Raw genomic sequence first — 19,899 nt, forward strand, 5'->3', positions numbered from 1 at the left:
TCCCACTGGTCATCGCGTAAACTATAGCGCCGCATCTGTCTGTCTCCCTCAAAACGGGAAAACAGTCAGCACACGCAGACACAAAGTACAACCCTCACAGGCCACATTCAGAGCTTAACTGACGACACGCCGTAGGTGAAATTCTCTTTTCTGACCTGTGTGATGAAGCGGCAATCTGGTTTCTTAAAGAACCTCCACCACTGGACCACGCTGCGGGATGACTGCCAGTTTGTACGGCGTGCCTACAGACAAGCTAGTCAGAACGGGGATGTCATGTCAGAGGCTGTTTTGAAGCGTATGGTAATTCTGGCTAACCTTGTTCAATTTGAACATGAGGTCACAGAGGGTGAGAGGCCAGTCGTGTTTCTTTTTCTATGATCGCGTGCTCCAATCATCACTCGCTGTAGGCCAATAATATCGGCGGTTATGGGGGGGGACTGTTCGGTTTCAGATGGAAACTTGAAAAGCCGGCACAATTCCCACTCCATTCTACAATCCCGACTTCAACCCAATCGAGAACATCTTCGTCAAAATGAAGGAATGGATCAGACGACAGGCACCCCGAACCCTCGATGCTCTGCTGGACTTGATATGTAGCGTAATCGATGACATCTCTCACGGTCGCGGTGCCGCTTGCTTCACTGCCGCAGGTTATGAACTAGACTGATCAGATTTGCTCTAACGGACATACTCCGTTGGTAGGCTGTGCCGGCAGTATCACACTTAGGCGTTCACACCGTCAGAAGCCTGATCTTCGGGGCCTTTTTGAGAGCCGAAATTGTCCATGGTGACGATGTCGCCTGGGTGCAGTTCGGGGAGCACCGGTATCTGACGGCACATTCCAGAATCACTCTAAGCGTTTAGAAATAAAAAATGTTGTAACATCAGACATGGAACATTCTTCATATGAAGATTCACTTGACGTTATAACTTCAAATACATGTTTCCTATCATTGGAAAAATAAGTGATATCATATATTTCTTTAAAAATACCTCGTGGTAGAGCTTGATAAGCTAAAAGAATAACCTTTGTTTCTTTTTCATTTATTTGAGTTGCGTCAGTAATTCCAGCGTTCTTCATACTCATAAGGGCCATGGTTTTTGGCCAATGCTCGCAAGCCGGTGGCGATTGCGCATAAGAGCAATTTGTAAACATGAAAAAATAAATTAAATATAAATATCTCATCTTGATACCGTTATAATATGGTCGTGGCTATTCCATATCCTCTGCCGCGAATCAAGTTTTACAATAATACATCCATTTTATGCTTCTCCTGGATGACTTGCACTATCTCCATGGATCATAAATCCCGTTCTTCCGTATACATTAGTGCCCTTTATAGGAATAAGACGCATGGTATATGCGCCTGTATGTGCATGATGGAATGGCTTCCCAATGGAGTATGTTCCACGAGGGATAGGACCAATGTTATGAACTGTTTCGTTTTCCGGCTTGTTCTTTCCTATTCCTATACCTGAATAACCACGAGCAACAATTTTGTTGTTTAATTTTAGAACACCTGTAGATTGACTATATTGCCAAGGCATATACTCATCCTCCTGAAAGTAAATTCGCTAAATTGATATATTTAGCATAGAAACATTGGTAAGCGGCTATTGGTGCGACTGAGTTTTCCCCCTCAGGGGAGATGCAGCCAAAACAAAGATCGGATAGAATGAACCTATGATGGCCAACATAAACCACAACATCTGGCAGTTCCAAAAACCCGAAACATCCCTGATAAATCAATCCGTCTCATCAGCCAAAATGCTGATTTTCTGCTTGGAATTTCCCTTTGAACGGTAGAAACTCATGTCACGGGTAACCCGCCTCAACATTGTCATCCAGAGCCGCTATCCGTCTGGTGAGAATTTCTTCCGGATTTGTATCTGCAGGTCCAAGTTTAATATTGAAATCGGATAAGGCAGTTAAGCTTCAACCGAGGTTCTTGAATCCCTTTATCGGCCTAAATTGTTAAAACGCGACATTGAGGCTGAATCACAACAAGCAAATGTGTCAGATTTTTCGGTTGCGACCGATAAGTAAAAGGTAGGCAACATGATGGGTGGCAATGGCGCTCAAGATAATCGCAAAAAACCCATTATCCTCTATTTCTATTAAACCTTGCGCGCACCGTCAAGAGAAAGTTTTAAGTTCTGTCTGCTCGGACAGGCAGTGAAAACGCTTGCTTCATACATTAGGTCGTGTCGTCAGTTAGCACGCAGTGCCATAAGCCTTGCGATTTCATCCGATCTGTGATGTTTTCTCCCTGTTTTTCGGAGAGATGTGCGGATACGTCGGTATGGTCTGAGCGATGGTCAGTGGGAGTGGATAAAGGATCTACTCCCCGGGCGTGAAGGTCATGTCGGCGGGACAGTTGCGGATACCCGTATCTGCTGCGGGATTGGTGACAAGAAACAGCGCCAGTGTCCTTCAATCCTGCCCTTAAAACCAGAGCAGGCCGGCTCGGTGTTCACCAGTTTGCAATGTCATCGGGATAGGTAATGACCTCCACAACCCACTGGAGATTTTGCAGATAAATAGCCGATGTGTATTGGGTCGTGCCCTGATTTTTATGGGTGGCTTCATGGCCTAACAGGCTATCAATCCAAAGCTCTCGAATGTGACTGTCCTGATTTCTGAGCACGGTTGAAACCAGATGGCGGAAGGAGTGAAAGATGACCTGCGTTGGCAGGTTCAGGCGCCGTTTATGTTTGGAAAATATCAGTTCAAAATTGGCGCATCGCACTCCAAAATTGGAGATAGGTAGTTCACTGAAGAAATAGGGGCCGGAGTTTCTGAATTCCTCAAGGATCCCTTTTTCCAGCAGTTTGCTGTGAATGGGCATGATACGGGTGCCAGCCGATGTCTTGGGAGACCATTCCCAGATTTTGCCGTCGATCTTAACCGTATGGGGCCGGATATGGAAACAGGGAATACCGTTCAGGACTTCGATATCCTCATTCCTCAGATTGCAGATCTCGCCCAGATGCATGCCGGTATAAAGAGCAACGCGCACAATGCCCCGATAGCTGCGTTCGGGGAAAATCCGGCCCAGCCATTTTGACGTCAGGAGTGTTCTCAGTTCGTCTTCTGACCAGGCCCGGCGATTGGTCTTTTGTGTTAAATCGAAAGACCAGTTGGCCCAGGGGTTTTTGGGAGCGAGGTCTCGCAGGACCAGTTCGCTCCAGATCGCAGACATGCGTGAGAAATGGTTTTTGACGGTCTTGCCGGAGACGAGTTCTGCTCCATTCTTCTCAGCTTCTCTGACAGCGTCCCGAAGGGGAGGTGACCTTACCTTTGCCATGGGTGGTCGGCAGGCCAGACAATAAGTCGTAAAATTCTCCAACCACGTCACCGGTGATCTGGTGAACCGGGATATCTCCGAACGCTTCGGTGAAAAGGGCTACGGTCTTGCCGGTTCCCTTGATGGTGCCAGCACTTTTGGATGGCACCGAGAAGACAAATTTGTCCGCCGCCGCCGACAGTTTCATGCTGCGCGGTTGTTTGGACGAGGATTTCTGCCCATCGGGTTTATCTTCATTGTGAGGCAGGCTGGTCTGGATCAGGCTACAGAGCGTGGTGATCTGGTTTTGTAAACCCTGTTTTTCGGTGACAGCCCAGACTTCCCGTTTTTCGAGGGTGTGCCTGAGTTGTCCCAATCCCTTCAGAAGGCCTTCCATGTGAGGCAGGACCGTATTGAGGAAGGTTGATTGCTTGGTGACCAGATCGGCTTTTTCAATGAGATGCTGGGCGCGCTCGGCTTCGAGCACTTTCGCGGCACTCTCTTCCTGAGCTTTCAGAGCGGCCTCGTAGCTTTCAATAAGGTCGCGATAGAGGGCCAGAAGGTCGTCTTTGGTGGGGTGTTGCATCTTGCCTGTTCTGAAAAGCTGTCCCGTCCTAGCGTACAGGGCGGCTGCATGTTCACGGGCGACCAGTTTATCAGAGGTATGAAGGACGAGGGAAATCTCGGTCTTGCCCAGCAGGGGGCGGAGCATTGCCGGGACGATGCGGCGGAAGTGATAACGGGGCTGTCCGGTGCGGCGGGACGGAATGGCGCGGAGCATGAAGTTTTCCCATTATGGGAAAATTCCCTCTCGGACAAAATACCTCTGTTTTTCAACAGCTTGTGGTGCGAGCTGCGGGACTCGAACCCGCACGCCCTGTTGCGGGCGCAAGATTTTAAGTCTCGTGCGTCTACCATTCCGCCAAGCTCGCATATGCCGCCCTGTTTAGCATAAGTGGGGCGCAGGACAATCGTCAGGCAGGGATTTTATTGGACTGTCAGCCGGATGACCTCACCCGACATGCATAGGTGCAGGAATGGAGGCGTGTTTCTGATACTGGCCCGCCCGTCCGCGCAGGCCAGTATCAGGAAAACTTACTGCTGGAATGCGCGGGCCAGTATGTTCTGCTTTTCAAGTGATACCGGCAGGGTTGTATTGGTCAGGGCTATGCCCTGCCACCCGGCGCCCAGTGCGGTGTACAGGTTGATGGCATCCTGCAGGCGCTCCAGCCGCGCCATGGCTTCGGCATTCTGGGCGTTCAGGGTCGTGCGTTCCGTCGTCAGTACTTCCAGGAAGCCGACAAGACCGGCGGCATACAGCTTGCGGGCGCGTTCGCTGGCCAGCGCACTGTCTTCCGCCGCCTTGGCCAGCAGTTCCGTGTGTTCTTCATCATCATGCCATGCGGCCATCGCATCTTCGACTTCACGGAAGCCCTTGAGCACGGTCTGGCGATAGTTCAGGCGGCTGGCTTCCGCCGCCGCCTGCGTTGCGCGGACCTGCGATGTCATCTTGCCGCCGTGCATCAGCGGCAGCGATGCCATCATCAGGAACTGCCAGCTCATCGTGGCGGCTTCCGTCATCTGGGACATAACGGATGCGTTCGGGTTGAAGCTGATGGGGATGCTGAAATTCGGATAAAGCTGCGCCACCGCCATGCCGATTCGGGCCGTGGCTTCGGCGTACTGGCGTTCGGCTGTGCGGATGTCGGGACGGTTGGCAAGAACTATCGACGGCAGGGCCGCGGGGAATTCCGGCACCTTGGGCAGCGGTTTGGCTACCTTCAGTTCGATTTCCGACGTGCCCGGCATCTGTCCCATCAGCACATCAAGCGCATGCGTGATCTGGGAGATATGGGTCTTCAGCGGTTCACGCGCCGCGGTCTGGGAATCCAGTTCCGCCTTGGCCTGCGCGATCTGCATCGTGTTGCCCACGCCTTCCAGATACAGGCGGTTGGTCAGATCATAGGCATCCTGCGCGACGTGGATGTTGTTGTTCGCGATCTCCAGCCGCAACTGCTGGTCACGCAGCATCATGTAATCGCTTGCCACTTCGGACAGGATCATGACCATCAGCGCGCGACGTTCCTCGATCGTCGCCTCGACCGCGTATTTCTGCGCTTCCACGCTGCGGCGGATGCGACCGAATACGTCAAGCTGCCAGCTTCCGGCCATGCCGTAGGTCAGGTAGTTCGCATCCGGGTGGTTGGCCGGGTTGCCGGGGCGAAGGGGCCAGTTTTCGATATTGATCGAATACCGCACGTTACCGCCGCCCGCATCGGCATCAAGCTGCGGATACCACTGCGATGCCTGCACATCGCGGATGGCGCGTTCCGCAAGGATGTGCTGCCCGGCTGCCTGCAGGTCGTAATTGCCTGCAATCGCCTTGTCGACCAGCCTGTCGAGTTCAGGGTCCTTGAACAGGTGCCACCACTGCTTCAGTTCCCGGTCGGTTTCCTCGATCTCCTCCGGCGTGGCGGCGTGATCGTCCTCGGTGAACTTGGCCGGGGGTTTCATGCGGTCCGGCTGGTACCGCGGCCCGACCGTGCAGCCGGTCAGGAAGATGGCCGCGGTCAGGAACAGGCCGGTCCTGCGGGTAACGGAATTGATGTTCATGATCGTGCCCGGCGCCTTACAGATGGTCTTGCAGCCAGGTCGTCAGACGGCCGCGTTGGGTACGGGACTGGGGTCCGACGCTGATCGTGGCGGTCATGCCGGCGGCCAGCGTCACGCTGTCAGGCACGTGGTCCAGATGGATACGCACCGGGATACGCTGCGCCAGTCGCACCCATGTAAAGATCGGGCTGACATCCTGCAGGCCCAGCCCGTCGGGCTTGCCGTTCTGGTCGTTGATACCGCGCGCGATGCTGACGACGTGACCGGGGATGATGTCCTTGTAACCCATGAGCTTGACGCGGGCTTCGTCACCCACATGCACGCCCCACATCTTGGTTTCTTCAAAATAGCCGTTGACCCAGTAGGAATCCGCATCGATTACCGCCAGCCGGGCATGTCCCTCGGTCACGTAATCACCAACCCGAAGGTTCAGGTTGGTGATGTTGCCGTTGACGGGGGAATACAGGATGGAGCGCTGCAGGTTCAGCTTGGCCAGATCAAGGGCCGCGCGGGCCGCGTCCACCGATGCGATCTGGGTTGCGACGTTCGAGTTGAAGACTTCCTGCTCTTCCGCCGACACGATGCCACCCAGCCCCATACGGCGGCGTGCGTCATTCTGCTTGAGCTTCAGGTCCTCCAGCGCGCCGTCCAGACGGGCCTGCGCCTCGCGGATGGCCAGACGGAAACGCACGGGGTCAAGCACGAACAGCGGGTCGCCACGATGGACGTACTGGTTGTCGACCACCGGCAGTTGCACCACCGTTCCCGATACTTCCGGCGCCACATCGACAACATAGACACGGACACGTCCATCACGCGTCCACGGGGCAATCATGTAGGTGTCCCATAAGGTGATTCCCATGACGATGGCCATCGTTACGACCGCCAGGGTCAGGACCACACGAATGAGGGTGCGCAGGAGGGGCATGGGGATTTCTCGAACCTTCTTGGGGCAGTCAGATGTACAGGATCATGAGGCAGAGGACGCAAGTGTATAGCGCGACCTCGAACAGGGCGAGATGCCAGAACCATTTCATGATGCCACACCACCATAACAGCGAGCGCAACAGCATGGTGACGGGCAAGGCCGCGACGGCATAGACCACAATCGGTGCCATGAAGACACCGAATAGATTGAATTCGCTCAGCATCAGGCGGTTCTCATTCCGAACGGTCCCGTTGAAGGAGAAGCAGGCGGGAACAGACGATGGCAGATGCCCCGCGTGTCCGCCGCTATCTGTAGCGGACCGGGCGACCGGAAGAAACCGGCAATGGCGCCAAAGTGCAAAGATGTCCGCCTTTTGCCGCCATCATGGCGGGTCCATCCGGCATCGGGTGCCATTATGGATGTGTCCTGTCCGACCCGAACGGGGGGAAGGGGAGCGACCGGGAAGTTCATGACGGTCCCCCCGCCACTTCGGCGGATGCGCCGGTCCGGTCATACAGATTGGCCTCGATCCGTTCGAAGACCGAATAGCACGCCTGAAGTTCGGGGGTGGAGATGCCGTCCAGCAGGCGGCTCGATACCGCTTCAACCGCATGGCGGACCTGCCGGGCGATATGTTCGCCCTTGTCAGTCAGGCTGACCAGCTTGGAGCGTTTGTCCGCCCGGTCGGGGGAACGGAACACGAGGCCGCGGCGTTCAAGCACGTCAAGCAGGCGACCGACGGAAGGGGCTTCGATTTCAAGCGCGCGGACAAGGTCCGTCTGGCGCACGGGTGGCGGCAGCAGTCCCAGATACAGAACGGGCCGCCATGTCGCCTCGGTCAGGCCATAGTCGCGCAGGTCATTGTCGACCTGCCGCCGCCATGCGGCGCCAAGCCGGGCAAGACGACGACCGAACGACAGTTCTTTCTCGTTGCGCTCGAAATCGGGCATTGTGTTCCGTCAGCGGGGACATGCAGTTATTAAGCATGCAAACCATTTGCGTGCTTATTATATCCAACCGCTGCACGTTTCCAGAAAACGACAATGTGAGCCAATGCAATTTCGGCATGGATACTATCTGGCAATGACGTAGATCATTGCCAGATAGTCCGGGCGCAGGGGTGCTGGCTTATCTGCGGCGGCCCATCAGGGTCTGCAGCACGCCCCACACGGCACGCAGCGTGTGACGTGTCAGCGGTCCCGCCACCGTGGTGGCCACGGCGGACAGGGCCACCGTCTGCCGCAGTTCGTTCAGGGCATGTTCGCGGGCGAATCGCACGCGGATTTCTTCCGGGGTCATGTAGGAGCGCCGCCCCATGACCAGCCCCATCAGAACCACAAGCACATCGGCCGCGAACACCGTGGCCGCCGCCCCCAGCGCGCTGAAGCCCAGCGTCTGGTAGCAGAAGGCCCACAGCAGGCCGTGCCCTGAAATGATGGCAAAGAAAGCGAATATAGCTGCGACAACCAGAAATGCGGCCTGACGACCAAGACGGATTGCCATCAGTTTGCGTAGGGTCAGTTCCCCTTCAATGATGGTTCTGCCGATTTCGCCTATTCTCATGATGCTCGCATATCCTCTGGTTGCAGCAGGCTAAAACGCCTTATTTCGTCGCGCGGCCAAGAAAGTAGCCGATCACCGAGAAAATGGCGATAGCCACCAGCGAACGAGCGCGTGAGCCACCGCTTTTGGGCGCGTGTTCCGCGATCGTTTCGCGTGCGTTGCTGACCAGATGCTCGGCCTTGCCCGCGACATCATGCAGCGCCTGCTTGCCGTGTGCGCCCAGCAGGTTTTCGATCTGGCTTTTCAGGGCCTGCAGGTCTTCATGGGTAACCTGCTTGATGGTGTCTGTCTTGCTCATTGTCCGGTCCTTTATGAAGGGTAAAGTCCATAATCCTCTGGTAAGGAGGCAACCATTGCTTATAACGCGTTATCTCCCCAGTCAGGTTTCTGTTATCGCATGTCTCCTTTCTCCTTACGGCTGGTTGTCAACGCACTGAGGGCTTTTTCCGGTGCGTCCGCGCTGTCGTTTTCTGCATCCGCAGGGTCCTGTCTGGCCATTGTGAATGACCGCGCCGAATGTCTGTCGGTCGTGGCGGACATGCTAGTGGGGCAGACGGCGGTGCATGCGGGCCGGATCGAGGTCGACGGGGTCGATATCACGACCCTGCCCGCAGGCAGGCGACCCTGCGTGCTGGCAGGCTGGCGGGACCCGCTATTCGCCCATATGAATGTTCAGGCCAACCTGGCCTTTGCCCTGCGCGCACGCGGCGTGGGAACGCAGGCGGTGGCGGCAAGGGTACGCGCGGTTCTGGCGCTGCTGGGACTCGACGGACTCGAAAACGCCAGTCCCCTTTCCCTCACGCGCGAGCAGGCGCTGCGCGTCATGATCGGTCGGGTGCTGGTGCTGGACCCGGCCGTGCTGGTGCTGGAAGATCCGTTCACATCCCTGCCGCCGGTCAGCCGTGTCGCCATGCGCCGCCTTGTCGGGCGGCTTGTGCAGGCGCGGGGGCTGTGCGTGGTCCTGCTGACGCGGGAGCGTGAGGATGCGCTGCTTCTGGGTGATACCATCGCCTATATGTCGGGCATGGAAATCGTGCAGACGGGCACGGCGCTCGATCTGTTCGACCGCCCGGCCTGTGACCGGGTTGCCACCGGGTTCGGCCATGCCAACAGCCTGACGGTCCGCGTGGCCAGTATCGATGACGACGTGGCGCGGGCGCATTTGCCCGGTGGCCTGCCGGTCGAAGCCATGGCGGCACCCGACGTGGCGGCGGACCAGCTTGCCACGCTGTGCATCCGTCCCGACCGTATCGCGGTCATTTTTCCCACCCGCCCCGGCATGGCGGTCAGCGCCGACCCCGATGAACCGCCGCTGCTGGAAGCCACGCTGACCGACCTGCGGCAGATGGGCGATCATGTCCTGCTGCGTTTCCGGCTGGCCAATGGGGAGGAACTGCTTGCCCGCCGTCCCCCCGCGCCGGGGCTGCAACGTGTGAAGCCGGGACAGACGGCCATGCTGGCCTGGCAGCCGGCGCAGGCAATTGCCTTTCCGTTCCGCGGCGAAATGGGGTAGCGTCCGGCATCCGTCAGCATCTGCGTAAAAGGCTGTTTCCTGTCCGTGTTTCAGTTCGTGCCCCGTTGGTCCATCCGTTCAGCCCTGCTCTGCCTGCTTGCGGCAACGGGGGGGCTGTCCCTGCTGCCCGTTTCAGGTCATGCGGCAAGGGCACGCCATAAACCGGCCCTGGTGGTGGCGACCATGGATTCGCGGCTGGAACAGGCGCAGAATGCTGCGTTTTTCCAGCCCTTTGCCCGCATGTCCGGGCAGCCGGTGATCCACAGGGTCTGGCATGGCACCGTGCAGGAACTCGATACCCATGGCCTGCATGCGGATGGCAGGGGATCATGGTCACTGGTCTTTACCGATGACAGCACCATCCGTGCCGCATGCGTGCAGGGGCTGGTCGTGCATCTGGCGGGCAGTACGACCAACCCCGATGGCTGTGGCGTGCCGGGCCTGACCACACAGGTAGTGGTGGCATGGGACCGGGCATGGAGCGGAACCGCCCCGCGCTGGGCGGATTTCTGGGACATCGTCCGCTTTCCCGGCAAGCGCGGGTTGCGGCATGATCCCCGCACCACGCTTGAAATCGCGCTTATGGCCGATGGGGTGCCCCCCGATGATGTCTATAACCAGCTTGCAACCACGCAGGGGGTGGACCGCGCCTTTCGCAAGCTGAGCCAGTTGCGTCCTTACATAACGTGGTGGTCCACCCCAGCGGAGGCCGCCAGCATCCTGGAACACGGACAGGTGCTGATGAGCAGCGCGCCGGGGGATGCGGTACGGACCATCGCCCCCGCCCGCAGGGACACGATTGGCGTGAATGCGGATATGGCGCTGTCCTATGGCCTGTCATGGGGGGTAGTGGCTGGCCAGTCGGCGGAGCAGTTGGGCCAGTCGCGCAACCTGCTGCATTTTATTATCCAGCCTGACCGGCAGGCGGCCTTCCTTGGCCTGTATCCGGCGTCCGTGCCGGATCCCGGCCATCAGGGCAGGGTCCTGCCCGTGGATGTCCAGTTCTGGCAGACCCACTACGCCGCCCTGTCGCGGCGGTTTGATACGTGGCTGCGGAACGCGACCTGATGATACCCGAAATTGCGTTCCGGCCTGCCGGCCTGCTGGGGCTGGATATGGGCTGTACGGCTGCAGGACTGCTGGTGGGCTGTCTGCTGGTGCTGGCGGTGCAGGCCGTGCTGTACCGGGCATGGCCTGAACGGTGTGTCCTGCTGCGCGGGCTGATGCTGGCCCTTGTGCTGCCGGGACTGGGGCTTGCCCTGTGGTGGCCCGCCCATATGGGCATGGCGGGTATGGTAGGTAGCGGCATGCAGGGTATATGTCTGGCCCCTGCCGCCATGTGGCCGCTGCTGCGTGTGCTGGACCGGATTCCGCCCGGCCTTGTGCGTACGGCCAGCGGGCTGGGCGCGGATATGAAGGCAAGGATGCGGCTGTTGTGGCTGCCGCTGCTTGGGGGGCCGGTGGCGGGGGTGACGGCGTTTTCCATCATCATGATCGCCCTGTGCGCCATGGTGGCGGTTGCCCGGTCTTAAGGTTTTTTACGCATGGATACGTCAGGATCACGCGCATGACGCACGATACGCCCCCATTCTGGGAAACGACCCCGCTGGAGCAGATGTCGCGCGAACAGTGGGAGTCGCTATGTGACGGGTGCGGCCGGTGCTGTCTGCACAAGCTGCGTGAGGAGGACACGGACGAGGTGCTGTTCACCGATGTGGCCTGTCGCCTGCTTGATACCGATACATGTCTGTGCACCGATTACGCCAACCGTCAGCGCCGCGTGCAGGACTGCATCAGCCTGACGGCGGAAATGGTGGCTGACATCGACTGGCTGCCCCCCACCTGCGGCTACATCCTGGTGCGTGATGGTGAACCGCTGCCATGGTGGCATCCGCTGGTATCGGGCACGCGCGAGACCGTGCACGAGGCCGGAATATCCGTAAGCGGCCGGGTCATAAGCGAACGGAAGGCAGGGATGCTGGAAGACCATGTGATCGACTGGCCGGGGGAAGCGCCCCGCGGCGCTTTCTGCCGTAAGCGGCCGCGTCGTCGCTGATGGTGGCGGGCGCTGTCGCGGCTGTGGAAACCGTGCCCATCGCCTCCGGTCAGGTAACGGTGCAGTGGCGGCCCTCGCGGCAGGCGCGGCGGATTTCCATGCGCATCGATCCCCGTAGCGGGCATGTCATCATCACCCTGCCACGCGGCGCGCGCAAGGCCGATGGGCTGTCCCTGCTGCGCGCGCATTCAGGCTGGGTGGCGGCAGGGCTGTCCCGCCTGCCGCCCATGCCGGAACTATGCGACGGGGGATATGTCCTGCTGGACGGACAGAGGCATGAAATCCGTCACTGTCCTGATGCGCGGCGCGGCGTGTGGCTGGAGGACGGGCGACTGCACGTAAGCGGGGCCGAGGAGTTCATTGCCCGTCGTGTGGCGGCCTATCTGCGTGCGCAGGCGCAGGTGCTGCTGCCCGCGCGGCTGCGCCTGCTGACCGGGCAGTGCGGCCTTCGCCCCACGCAGGTCAGGCTGCGCGATACGAAAAGCCGCTGGGGAAGCTGCTCGTCCGATGGCGCCATCATGTTATGCTGGCGGCTGGTCATGGCCCCGCAGGAAGTACAGCATTACATCATCGCCCATGAACTGGCGCATCTGCGCCATATGAATCACGGCCCGGATTTCTGGCTGCTGGTGGACAGGCTGACCCCGCACCGCCGTCAGGCGGAAAAATGGCTGCATGCCAACGGGGCCAGCCTGCATCGCATGGTGCCCGCCTGAAGCGGGATCAGGCGGTGAACTGTTCGGCTATGATCCGTTCCGACAGGCTCTGGCCCGGATCGAACAGCACGGTGGTATGCAGTTCGCGTGCTTCGCTGATCTCGACGGAAACGACATCGCGCACTTCGGTAAAATCGGCCACCGCCGCGACGGGGCGCTTGTCCGTTTCCAGAATGTCGAAGCGCACCCTTGCGGTGGAGGGCAACAGCGCGCCGCGCCACCGCCGCGGGCGAAACGCGCTGATGGGGGTAAGCGGCAGCAGGTTGGCCGAAAGGGGCACGATCGGCCCATGCGCGGACAGGTTATAGGCCGTTGAACCCGCAGGCGTTGCGATCAGCACGCCATCGCAGATCAGTTCGGGCATGCGCACGCGGTCGTCCACCTCAATGCGGATTTTCGCGGCCTGCCGTGTCTGGCGGAACAGGAACACGTCATTCAGCGCCAGGGCGTGGATACATTCCCCTCCGCGTGTCGTGGCCTTCATGCGCAGCGGGTGCAGGGTTGCGGCCTGTGCTGCCGCCAGACGCTGCGGCAGGTTGTCCGGCACCGCCGGATTCATGAGGAAACCCACGGTTCCGCAGTTGACGCCATAAACCGGCAACCTGCGCCCCAGTGTCGTATGCAGCGTTTCCAGCATGAAGCCGTCGCCACCCAGACAGATCAGGGCATCTGCCGTTTCCGGCGGGCACTGCCCGTACTGCCCGACCAGACGGTCCAGCCACAGTTCGGCGCTTTCATTGGGGGCGGCGGCGAAATGCAGCCGTGTGGGAAGGGTGCCGTCAGTCCAGTCCGGGTATGACGCGTCATTCATGGAGTGTGGATGGACAGGCGATGATGCGCCATGACCGGCATGCGCTCGCGGATGCTCTCCGTCACCGTGCGGTCAAGGCGCGCGGTGCTCCAGCCCGGCCCGTCCGATACCTGGCCCACGATCGTCCCCCATGGGTCGATGATCATGGAATGGCCATAGGTGCGGCGGCTCTGGCCGTTTTCGTCCGTGTGGGTGCCGGTGGTGCCGCAAGCGACCATCCAGCACTGGGTTTCGATCGCGCGCGCGCGCAGCAGCGTTTCCCAGTGCGCAAGACCGGTTTCCACCGTGAAGGCGGCGGGAACCAGCAGGACATTGGCGCCGCGTGCGCGCAGCGCGTGGAACAGGGCGGGGAAGCGGATATCGTAACAGATGGCCAGCCCGGCCTTCAGCCCGTGGTCAAGCGGCACGGTCACGATATCGGAACCGGGTTCATAGGTATCGCTTTCCCGGTAGCCTTCGCCGCCGGGGGTGGTCACATCAAACAGATGGATCTTGCGGTAGCGCGCGCGCTCATGCCCTTCGGCGTCAAAGAACAGGGATGTATTGAACAGCTTGCCGCCATGCCGTTCCCCGATGGAACCGCCATGCAGCATGATGCCATGTTCGCGCGCGATGCCGGACAGGAACGCGTACAGCGGTCCGGCTTCGCCCTTGTCATCGGGGGCGGGCAGGTTTTCGGCGGCGGCGAACTTCATGTCCCGCGTGCCCCCGAGGCAGCTCCACATTTCCGGCAGGATGACAAGATCGGGCTTGTCGGAACTGACGGCGGCATTGATCAGTGCGCGGGCACGGTCGATATTTTCGGGCGCGGATGCGCCGGGCGCCATCTGGATCACAGTGGTGCGCATAAGGCGGAGACCTCCACAGGCATTATCGTCCGACCATAGGACAGGCACCCCGCCAACCGCAACTGGCAGGGATGAGCCGCGCAGTCTGTCAAAAGGGGGGAAAGGGGCATAGGATGGGGATGTATTTCAGGTTGAAAATCAATGGCACATTCCGCTTCTTCCCGAACAGTCATTTTCGCGGCCCTGCTGGGTAACCTGCTGGTGGCCGCCACGAAATTCGGTGCGGCCATCGTGACGGGAAGCGCTTCGATGCTGAGCGAGGCCATCCATTCCCTTATCGATACCGGCAATCAGGGCCTGCTTCTGGTCGGCATCCGGCGCGCGACCCGTCCCGCCACGGCGCTGCACCCGTTCGGGCACGGGCTGGAACTGTATTTCTGGACATTCGTTGTGGCGCTGCTGATTTTCGGGCTGGGGGCTGGCGTTTCCTTTTTTGAAGGCGTGGTCCACATCCTTCATCCGCAGCCACTGGCGCATGTGGCCGTCAATTACGCCGTGCTGGTCGCCAGCATCGTTTTCGAAGGGTCTGTCTGGCTGTTCGCCCTGCGGGCTTTCCGCAAGGATGGCAAGGGCAAGCGCGGCTGGGTCGAGGCGGTACAGGTCAGCAAGGACCCCACCGTCTTCACCGTCCTGTTCGAGGATACGGCGGCGCTGGCCGGTCTGGCCGTGGCGCTGGTGGGCAATATCCTTGCCGAATGTCTGGACATGCCGGTGTTCGATGGCGTGGCGTCCATCGTGATCGGCTGCATCCTTGCGGTGACGGCGGGGTTCCTCGCCCGCGAATCCCAGTCCCTGCTGACGGGGGAAGGCGTGGCCCCCGAAGTTCTGGTCGCCCTGCGGCGCATGGCGCTGGCGGCGGAGGGGGTGGAACGGCTGAACGAGATCCGTTCCATGCATTTCGGCCCGCATGACGTGCTGGTGGCGATCAGCGTCGATTTCCGCAATGACATGAGTGCAGGACAGGTCGAGACGGTGGTCAGCGCACTGGAACGCCAGATCAAGCAGCACTACCCCGATGTCACGCGTGTATTTGTGGAGGCACAGGACAGCCACACCCAGCCCGCGGGCGTGGCCACCACCGGGGCAGGTGCGCCTACGCCGTGACGAATTCGTCCGCGCGGTAACCCTGCGCGAACAGCAGGGTGCGCAGGGTTGTCTCGTTCACCTGATTGCTGATCTCACGCCGTACGGCGGGCTTGGCATGAAACGCGATGCCCGCACCGGCCACGCGCAGCATGGCGAGGTCATTGGCCCCGTCGCCCGTCGCCATTGCGTCGTGCATGTCGATCCCGCCATGCGCGACCAGACGGCGCAGGTGTTCCAGCTTCGCATCCGGCCCCAGAATGGGCAGGCCGACATGCCCGGTCAGCCGCTCATCCGCTTCCAGCAGCGTGTTGGCATGGTTTTCGTTGAAGCCACATAGCTGGGCCACGCGGCTGGTGAAGAACGTGAACCCACCCGATACAAGGGCCGTATGCGCGCCATTCGCCCGCATGGTGCGCACCAGTTCCAGCGCGCCGGGATTGAGGCGGACATCCTTCCACGCCTTGTCCAGCAGGTTGACCGGCAGGCCGCGCAGCAGGGCGACGCGCTCGCGCAGGGCGGCTTCGAATTCGATCTCGCCATTCATGGACCGCGTGGTGATTTCCGCAATCTTTTCACCAATCCCGGCATGGGCCGCGATGTCGTCCAGCGTTTCGCAGTTGACGATCGTGCTGTCCATGTCCGCCACCAGCAGGCGCTTGCGGCGGCCGTGTCGCGGCGTTACCAGCACGTCCATTCCCCGCCCGGCAAAGACCGTGCGCAGCGCGGCGATATCTGGCGCATCCCATGTGGAAGGGGCATGACACGCGATCTCGACAGCTTCCCCTTCCGAAAGGGTGACGGGAGCCGCCCCGTGCACCAGGTCACGCGCCGCATGGATATCCACCTGCGTAAGGGATGTGGCGTCACGATTGGCCACCAGTACAAGGGTATGGGAGAAGGAAGGAGAAGAATCAGCCATGAGGTCCGGGATATGACAGGGGTGAGACAATGAAACACGCCCCCGCGGGACGGGGGCGCGTGGCGCTGATCGTGGCGGGTCCGACCTGTTCGGGCAAGTCCGCGCTGGCCATGGTGCTTGCCCGGCAGGTGAATGGCACGATCATCAATACGGATTCGATGCAGGTATATCGCGAACTGCGCATCCTGACAGCCCGTCCCGACCCGCATGATGAAGCCAGTGTGCCCCATGCCCTGTATGGTGTCCTGCCCGCTGCGGAAAATGGCAGCGTGGCATGGTGGCGCACGCAGGCGATCGCGGCGGCCCATGCGGCATGGGATGCGGGGCGTGTGCCGGTATTCTGTGGCGGGACCGGCATGTATTATCAGGCGCTGATCCACGGGCTGGCCGATATTCCCCAGCCCCCGCCCGCCATCCGCGAACAGGCGCGCGAAATGGTTGCCCGTCTGGGGCCGGGGGCGGTGCATGCCCTGCTGCATGAACGTGACCCCGAAACAGCCTCCACCCTGCGCCCGACGGATGGCCAGCGTATCGCCCGTGCATGGGAAGTGCATGCGGCGACCGGGCATGGTCTGGCCTGGTGGCGGCGGGAGGCGGTGCTGCCGCCGCTGGACGCCCGTTTCATCGCAATGCGCCTGCACCCGCCCCGCGAGGAACTGCGCGCCGCCATTGCGCGTCGCTTCCATGACATGCTGCGCCATGGCGCGCTTGAGGAAGTTGGCCGCCTGCTGGAACAGGATCTGTCCCCCGCGCTGCCAGCCATGCGCGCCCATGGGGTGCCGGAACTGGCCGCCGTCCTGCGCGGGGACATGACGCGGGAGGCGGCGGCCGAACGGGCCATCCGCCTGACCGGGCAATATACAAAGCGTCAGGCGACATGGTTCGCCCATCATCCGCTAGCCGCTCCGGCGGACAGTGTTGTGTATGAAAAACGGTTTGAAAATTGTGCCACTGCGCAACAAATGGAAAGATGGACAAACAAAATCATTTCTTTTGTTATTAACCGCATTGACGCGGGCCAAGGGTTTCCGTAAACCCGGCCCGGGATTTCGCCCTTGGTGGCAGGCCGGTTGTCCCGGTCGCCGGGGCGAAGGAGCAGGAACCATGAACGCAGCACCGCACCAGACCGACCTGAAGCCTCACACCCCCGGCACGGATACATCCGTTGTCCAGACCGGTGCGGAAGTGCTTCTGCGCGTACTGAGCGAGCAGGGGGTCGAAGTCATTTTCGGCTATCCCGGCGGGGCGGTCCTGCCCATTTACGATGCCATTTTCCGCCAGAACGCGATTCGTCATGTGCTGGTCCGCCATGAACAGGCGGCCGTCCATGCGGCGGAAGCCTATGCCCGCTCCACCGGCAAGGTGGGGGTGGTGCTGGTCACAAGTGGCCCCGGCGCCACCAATACGGTGACGGGCCTGCTGGATGCGATGCTGGATTCGATCCCGGTGGTCTGTTTTTCCGGGCAGGTCGGCGTGCCGCTGATCGGGACCGACGCGTTTCAGGAAGCCGACACCACCGGCATCACGCGCCCGGCCACGAAATACAATTACCTGATCCGCCGCGCCGACGAGATCGCGCCCAGCGTGCATGAAGCCTTCCATATCGCGCGCAGCGGACGCCCCGGCCCGGTGCTGGTGGACCTGCCCAAGAACCTGATGGTCGGCCCCGCGCCGTACACCGCGCCGCCGCGCGCGCCGCATCCGTCCTACCAGCCCCAGACCGAACCGGGACGTGAGGCGATCGCGCGTGCCGTGGCCGCGATGAAGGGGGCGCGCAAGCCGCTGTTCTATACGGGCGGTGGCGTCATCAATGCCGGACCCGAAGCCTCCGTCGCCCTGCGCAGACTGGTCGAGAAAACCGGTTTTCCCTGCACGTCCACCCTTATGGGGCTGGGGGCGATGCCGTCGGACGACCGCCGTTTCCTTGGCATGCTGGGCATGCACGGCACGTACGAAGCCAACATGGCGACGCATGACTGTGACGTGCTGATCGCGCTGGGTTCGCGTTTTGATGACCGGGTGACGGGGCGGCTGGATGCGTTCTCCCCCGGTTCCTTCAAGATCCATGCGGATATTGATCCCTCCCAGATCAACAAGATCGTGCGTGTTGACGTAGGTGTAGTGGGCGATGTGCGCCGCGTGATCGAAATGATGCTGGAGGAATGGGACTGCACCCCCGCCAATCCCCGCCAGCCCATCGACCTTGCGCAGTGGTGGCACCAGATTGGTGAATGGCGTGGTCTCGACAGCCTCGGTTTCACGCAGGACATGACGCCGGGTGCGATCATCCGCCCGCAATATGCCATCCGTCGCCTGCATGAACTGGCCACCGCCACGGGGCGTGACACCTATGTCTCGACCGAGGTGGGGCAGCACCAGATGTGGGCGGCCCAGCATTTCGGCTTCGACAGGCCCAACCGCTGGCTGACATCGGGCGGGCTGGGCACCATGGGTTACGGCCTGCCTGCCGCCGTGGGCGCGCAGATCGCGCATCCCGATGCGCTTGTGATCGATATCGCGGGTGAAGCCTCGATACTCATGAACATTCAGGAACTGTCCACCATCGCGCAGTACCGCCTGCCGGTTAAGGTGTTCATCCTGAACAACCAGTATATGGGCATGGTGCGCCAGTGGCAGGAACTGCTGCATGAATCCCGCTATTCCGAAAGCTACAGCGCCGCACTGCCTGATTTCGTCAAGCTGGCCGAAAGCTTCCACGGCCGGGGCCTGCGGGCGACATGCGTGGACGAACTGGATGGCGTGATAACCGAGATGCTGGCCCACCCCGGCCCGGTGGTGGCGGATATCTGTGTGGCGCAGGAAGAAAACTGCTACCCCATGATCCCGTCGGGCGCGCCGCATAACCAGATGCTTCTCGGCCCCGGTCAGGATGACGAGATCAGCGCCGAAGGCCGCATGCTGGTCTGATCCCCGCTGCCGCCGTGTTGTCGGCAGCCTTTCTTCCTTCCTGCCGCCATGTGTGCAGATACAGCCACCATGGCGGCGCCTTCAGCAGTCAGGAATTACGATCATGACCACGCAGCAGGAGATCCCCGTCTCCGCGGTCATTGCCATTCAGGTCGAAAACGAAAGCGGTGCGCTGGCGCGTGTCATCGGCCTGTTTTCCGGTCGCGGATACAATATCGAAAGCCTGACCGTGGCCCCGGTTGATGAAACCCGCCACCAGTCGCGCATCAATATCGTCACGACCGCCACCCCGCGCGTGCTGGAACAGATCCGCGCGCAGGTTGAACGGCTGGTGCCGGTGTACCGCGTTTCGGTCATGACGAAGCAGGACGCGCATGTGGCGCGTGAAATGGCACTGGTGAAGGTCATCGCCAGTGGCGAACGCCGTGCGGATGCGCTGCGTATCGCGCAGGCGTTCCGCGCCCATCCTGTTGATGCTTCAGCCACCTCGTTCGTCTTTGAACTGACGGGTGCGACTGACAAGCTTGATGCCTTTATCGACCTCATGCGTCCGCTCGGCCTTGCCGAAGTGTCACGCACGGGCATCGTCGCTATCGCCCGCGGCGCGGCGATCCTGTAAAGGGTTCCGGTT

Annotated in this window: 22 protein-coding genes and 1 tRNA gene; 9 read left to right on the plus strand and 14 right to left on the minus strand. The window is 60.5% G+C overall.

The window, feature by feature from the left end:
* Nucleotides 1–847: 847 nt before the first annotated feature.
* The 11 genes from CFR79_RS15715 to CFR79_RS13450 all read right to left on the minus strand — a co-directional run bounded on the left by CFR79_RS15715 (nucleotide 848) and on the right by CFR79_RS13450 (nucleotide 8,689).
* Nucleotides 848–1,186, minus strand: coding sequence for a hypothetical protein (locus CFR79_RS15715; RefSeq protein ID WP_181417447.1), 339 nt, complete (start codon nucleotides 1,184–1,186; stop codon nucleotides 848–850).
* A 77-nt stretch (nucleotides 1,187–1,263) separates the two neighbouring features.
* Nucleotides 1,264–1,548, minus strand: coding sequence for a tlde1 domain-containing protein (locus tag CFR79_RS13410; RefSeq protein WP_220030288.1), 285 nt, complete (start codon nucleotides 1,546–1,548; stop codon nucleotides 1,264–1,266).
* 926 nt (nucleotides 1,549–2,474) lie between these two features.
* Complete coding sequence (locus tag CFR79_RS16225; RefSeq protein WP_258373608.1) at nucleotides 2,475–3,308, minus strand: tyrosine-type recombinase/integrase; 834 nt, start codon at nucleotides 3,306–3,308, stop codon at nucleotides 2,475–2,477.
* Nucleotides 3,259–4,068: a DUF6538 domain-containing protein gene (locus CFR79_RS16230; protein WP_258373609.1), complete on the minus strand. Its 810-nt coding sequence runs from the start codon at nucleotides 4,066–4,068 to the stop codon at nucleotides 3,259–3,261. Before CFR79_RS16230 ends, CFR79_RS16225 begins: the two co-directional genes overlap by 50 nt.
* 63 nt (nucleotides 4,069–4,131) lie before the next feature.
* Nucleotides 4,132–4,219 (minus strand) — tRNA-Leu (locus tag CFR79_RS13420).
* A 163-nt stretch (nucleotides 4,220–4,382) separates the two neighbouring features.
* Nucleotides 4,383–5,900 carry an efflux transporter outer membrane subunit gene (locus CFR79_RS13425; RefSeq protein WP_102324886.1) on the minus strand — a complete coding sequence of 506 codons (1,518 nt, stop codon included), beginning with the start codon at nucleotides 5,898–5,900 and terminating at the stop codon, nucleotides 4,383–4,385.
* Between the two features lie 16 nt (nucleotides 5,901–5,916).
* Complete coding sequence (locus CFR79_RS13430; protein WP_102324885.1) at nucleotides 5,917–6,828, minus strand: biotin/lipoyl-binding protein; 912 nt, start codon at nucleotides 6,826–6,828, stop codon at nucleotides 5,917–5,919.
* A 28-nt stretch (nucleotides 6,829–6,856) separates the two neighbouring features.
* A complete protein-coding gene (locus tag CFR79_RS13435; RefSeq protein WP_010510087.1) occupies nucleotides 6,857–7,051 on the minus strand; it encodes a DUF1656 domain-containing protein in 195 nt (64 codons plus the stop codon).
* Between the two features lie 244 nt (nucleotides 7,052–7,295).
* Nucleotides 7,296–7,778 carry a MarR family winged helix-turn-helix transcriptional regulator gene (locus CFR79_RS13440; RefSeq protein WP_102324884.1) on the minus strand — a complete coding sequence of 161 codons (483 nt, stop codon included), beginning with the start codon at nucleotides 7,776–7,778 and terminating at the stop codon, nucleotides 7,296–7,298.
* A gap of 178 nt (nucleotides 7,779–7,956) precedes the next feature.
* Nucleotides 7,957–8,391 carry a hypothetical protein gene (locus CFR79_RS13445; protein WP_110548228.1) on the minus strand — a complete coding sequence of 145 codons (435 nt, stop codon included), beginning with the start codon at nucleotides 8,389–8,391 and terminating at the stop codon, nucleotides 7,957–7,959.
* A gap of 40 nt (nucleotides 8,392–8,431) precedes the next feature.
* Nucleotides 8,432–8,689 carry a hypothetical protein gene (locus tag CFR79_RS13450; RefSeq protein ID WP_102324882.1) on the minus strand — a complete coding sequence of 86 codons (258 nt, stop codon included), beginning with the start codon at nucleotides 8,687–8,689 and terminating at the stop codon, nucleotides 8,432–8,434.
* Between the two features lie 99 nt (nucleotides 8,690–8,788).
* Between CFR79_RS13450 and CFR79_RS13455 the strand changes: the two genes are divergently transcribed.
* The 5 genes from CFR79_RS13455 to CFR79_RS13475 are packed head-to-tail and all read left to right on the plus strand — an operon-like array spanning nucleotide 8,789 to nucleotide 12,676.
* Nucleotides 8,789–9,904, plus strand: coding sequence for an ABC transporter ATP-binding protein (locus CFR79_RS13455; RefSeq protein ID WP_110548229.1), 1,116 nt, complete (start codon nucleotides 8,789–8,791; stop codon nucleotides 9,902–9,904).
* 57 nt (nucleotides 9,905–9,961) lie between these two features.
* A complete protein-coding gene (locus CFR79_RS13460) occupies nucleotides 9,962–10,972 on the plus strand; it encodes an extracellular solute-binding protein (protein WP_258373611.1) in 1,011 nt (336 codons plus the stop codon).
* Entirely contained in the window at nucleotides 10,972–11,436 is a 465-nt protein-coding gene (locus CFR79_RS13465; RefSeq protein WP_110548230.1) for a hypothetical protein, read from the plus strand. Before CFR79_RS13460 ends, CFR79_RS13465 begins: the two co-directional genes overlap by 1 nt.
* Before the next feature lie 35 nt (nucleotides 11,437–11,471).
* Nucleotides 11,472–11,960 carry a YcgN family cysteine cluster protein gene (locus CFR79_RS13470; protein ID WP_102324879.1) on the plus strand — a complete coding sequence of 163 codons (489 nt, stop codon included), beginning with the start codon at nucleotides 11,472–11,474 and terminating at the stop codon, nucleotides 11,958–11,960.
* Nucleotides 11,960–12,676, plus strand: coding sequence for a M48 family metallopeptidase (locus CFR79_RS13475; RefSeq protein ID WP_110548231.1), 717 nt, complete (start codon nucleotides 11,960–11,962; stop codon nucleotides 12,674–12,676). The genes CFR79_RS13470 and CFR79_RS13475 overlap by 1 nt, the downstream gene beginning before the upstream one ends.
* A gap of 7 nt (nucleotides 12,677–12,683) precedes the next feature.
* Here the strand turns inward: CFR79_RS13475 and CFR79_RS13480 are convergent, their stop codons facing one another.
* Together CFR79_RS13480 and CFR79_RS13485 are read right to left on the minus strand one after the other, a co-directional pair.
* Nucleotides 12,684–13,487 carry an NAD kinase gene (locus CFR79_RS13480; protein ID WP_110548232.1) on the minus strand — a complete coding sequence of 268 codons (804 nt, stop codon included), beginning with the start codon at nucleotides 13,485–13,487 and terminating at the stop codon, nucleotides 12,684–12,686.
* Nucleotides 13,484–14,335 (minus strand): carbon-nitrogen hydrolase family protein, encoded by an 852-nt coding sequence (locus CFR79_RS13485; RefSeq protein ID WP_102324876.1) that lies wholly within the window; start codon nucleotides 14,333–14,335, stop codon nucleotides 13,484–13,486. The genes CFR79_RS13480 and CFR79_RS13485 overlap by 4 nt, the downstream gene beginning before the upstream one ends.
* A gap of 141 nt (nucleotides 14,336–14,476) precedes the next feature.
* On the opposite strand from CFR79_RS13485, the gene CFR79_RS13490 reads away from it, so the two are divergent.
* Nucleotides 14,477–15,439 (plus strand): cation diffusion facilitator family transporter, encoded by a 963-nt coding sequence (locus CFR79_RS13490; RefSeq protein WP_102324875.1) that lies wholly within the window; start codon nucleotides 14,477–14,479, stop codon nucleotides 15,437–15,439.
* Here CFR79_RS13490 and serB read toward each other — a convergent pair.
* Nucleotides 15,429–16,340 carry a phosphoserine phosphatase SerB gene (gene serB, locus CFR79_RS13495; RefSeq protein ID WP_102324874.1) on the minus strand — a complete coding sequence of 304 codons (912 nt, stop codon included), beginning with the start codon at nucleotides 16,338–16,340 and terminating at the stop codon, nucleotides 15,429–15,431. The two genes, CFR79_RS13490 and serB, sit on opposite strands and share 11 nt — an antisense overlap.
* 29 nt (nucleotides 16,341–16,369) lie before the next feature.
* Here serB and miaA point away from each other — a divergent pair, with 29 nt between their 5' ends.
* The 3 genes from miaA to ilvN all read left to right on the plus strand — a co-directional run bounded on the left by miaA (nucleotide 16,370) and on the right by ilvN (nucleotide 19,887).
* Nucleotides 16,370–17,374, plus strand: a complete 1,005-nt coding sequence (miaA, locus tag CFR79_RS13500) for a tRNA (adenosine(37)-N6)-dimethylallyltransferase MiaA (protein ID WP_110548233.1) — start codon at nucleotides 16,370–16,372, stop codon at nucleotides 17,372–17,374.
* Between the two features lie 70 nt (nucleotides 17,375–17,444).
* Nucleotides 17,445–19,268: a biosynthetic-type acetolactate synthase large subunit gene (gene ilvB / locus CFR79_RS13505; RefSeq protein ID WP_110548234.1), complete on the plus strand. Its 1,824-nt coding sequence runs from the start codon at nucleotides 17,445–17,447 to the stop codon at nucleotides 19,266–19,268.
* A gap of 103 nt (nucleotides 19,269–19,371) precedes the next feature.
* Nucleotides 19,372–19,887, plus strand: a complete 516-nt coding sequence (gene ilvN / locus CFR79_RS13510; RefSeq protein ID WP_102324871.1) for an acetolactate synthase small subunit — start codon at nucleotides 19,372–19,374, stop codon at nucleotides 19,885–19,887.
* Nucleotides 19,888–19,899: the final 12 nt, after the last annotated feature.

The sequence above is a fragment of the Komagataeibacter saccharivorans genome (genome assembly GCF_003207825.1).
Taxonomy (GTDB): Bacteria; Pseudomonadota; Alphaproteobacteria; order Acetobacterales; family Acetobacteraceae; genus Komagataeibacter; species Komagataeibacter saccharivorans.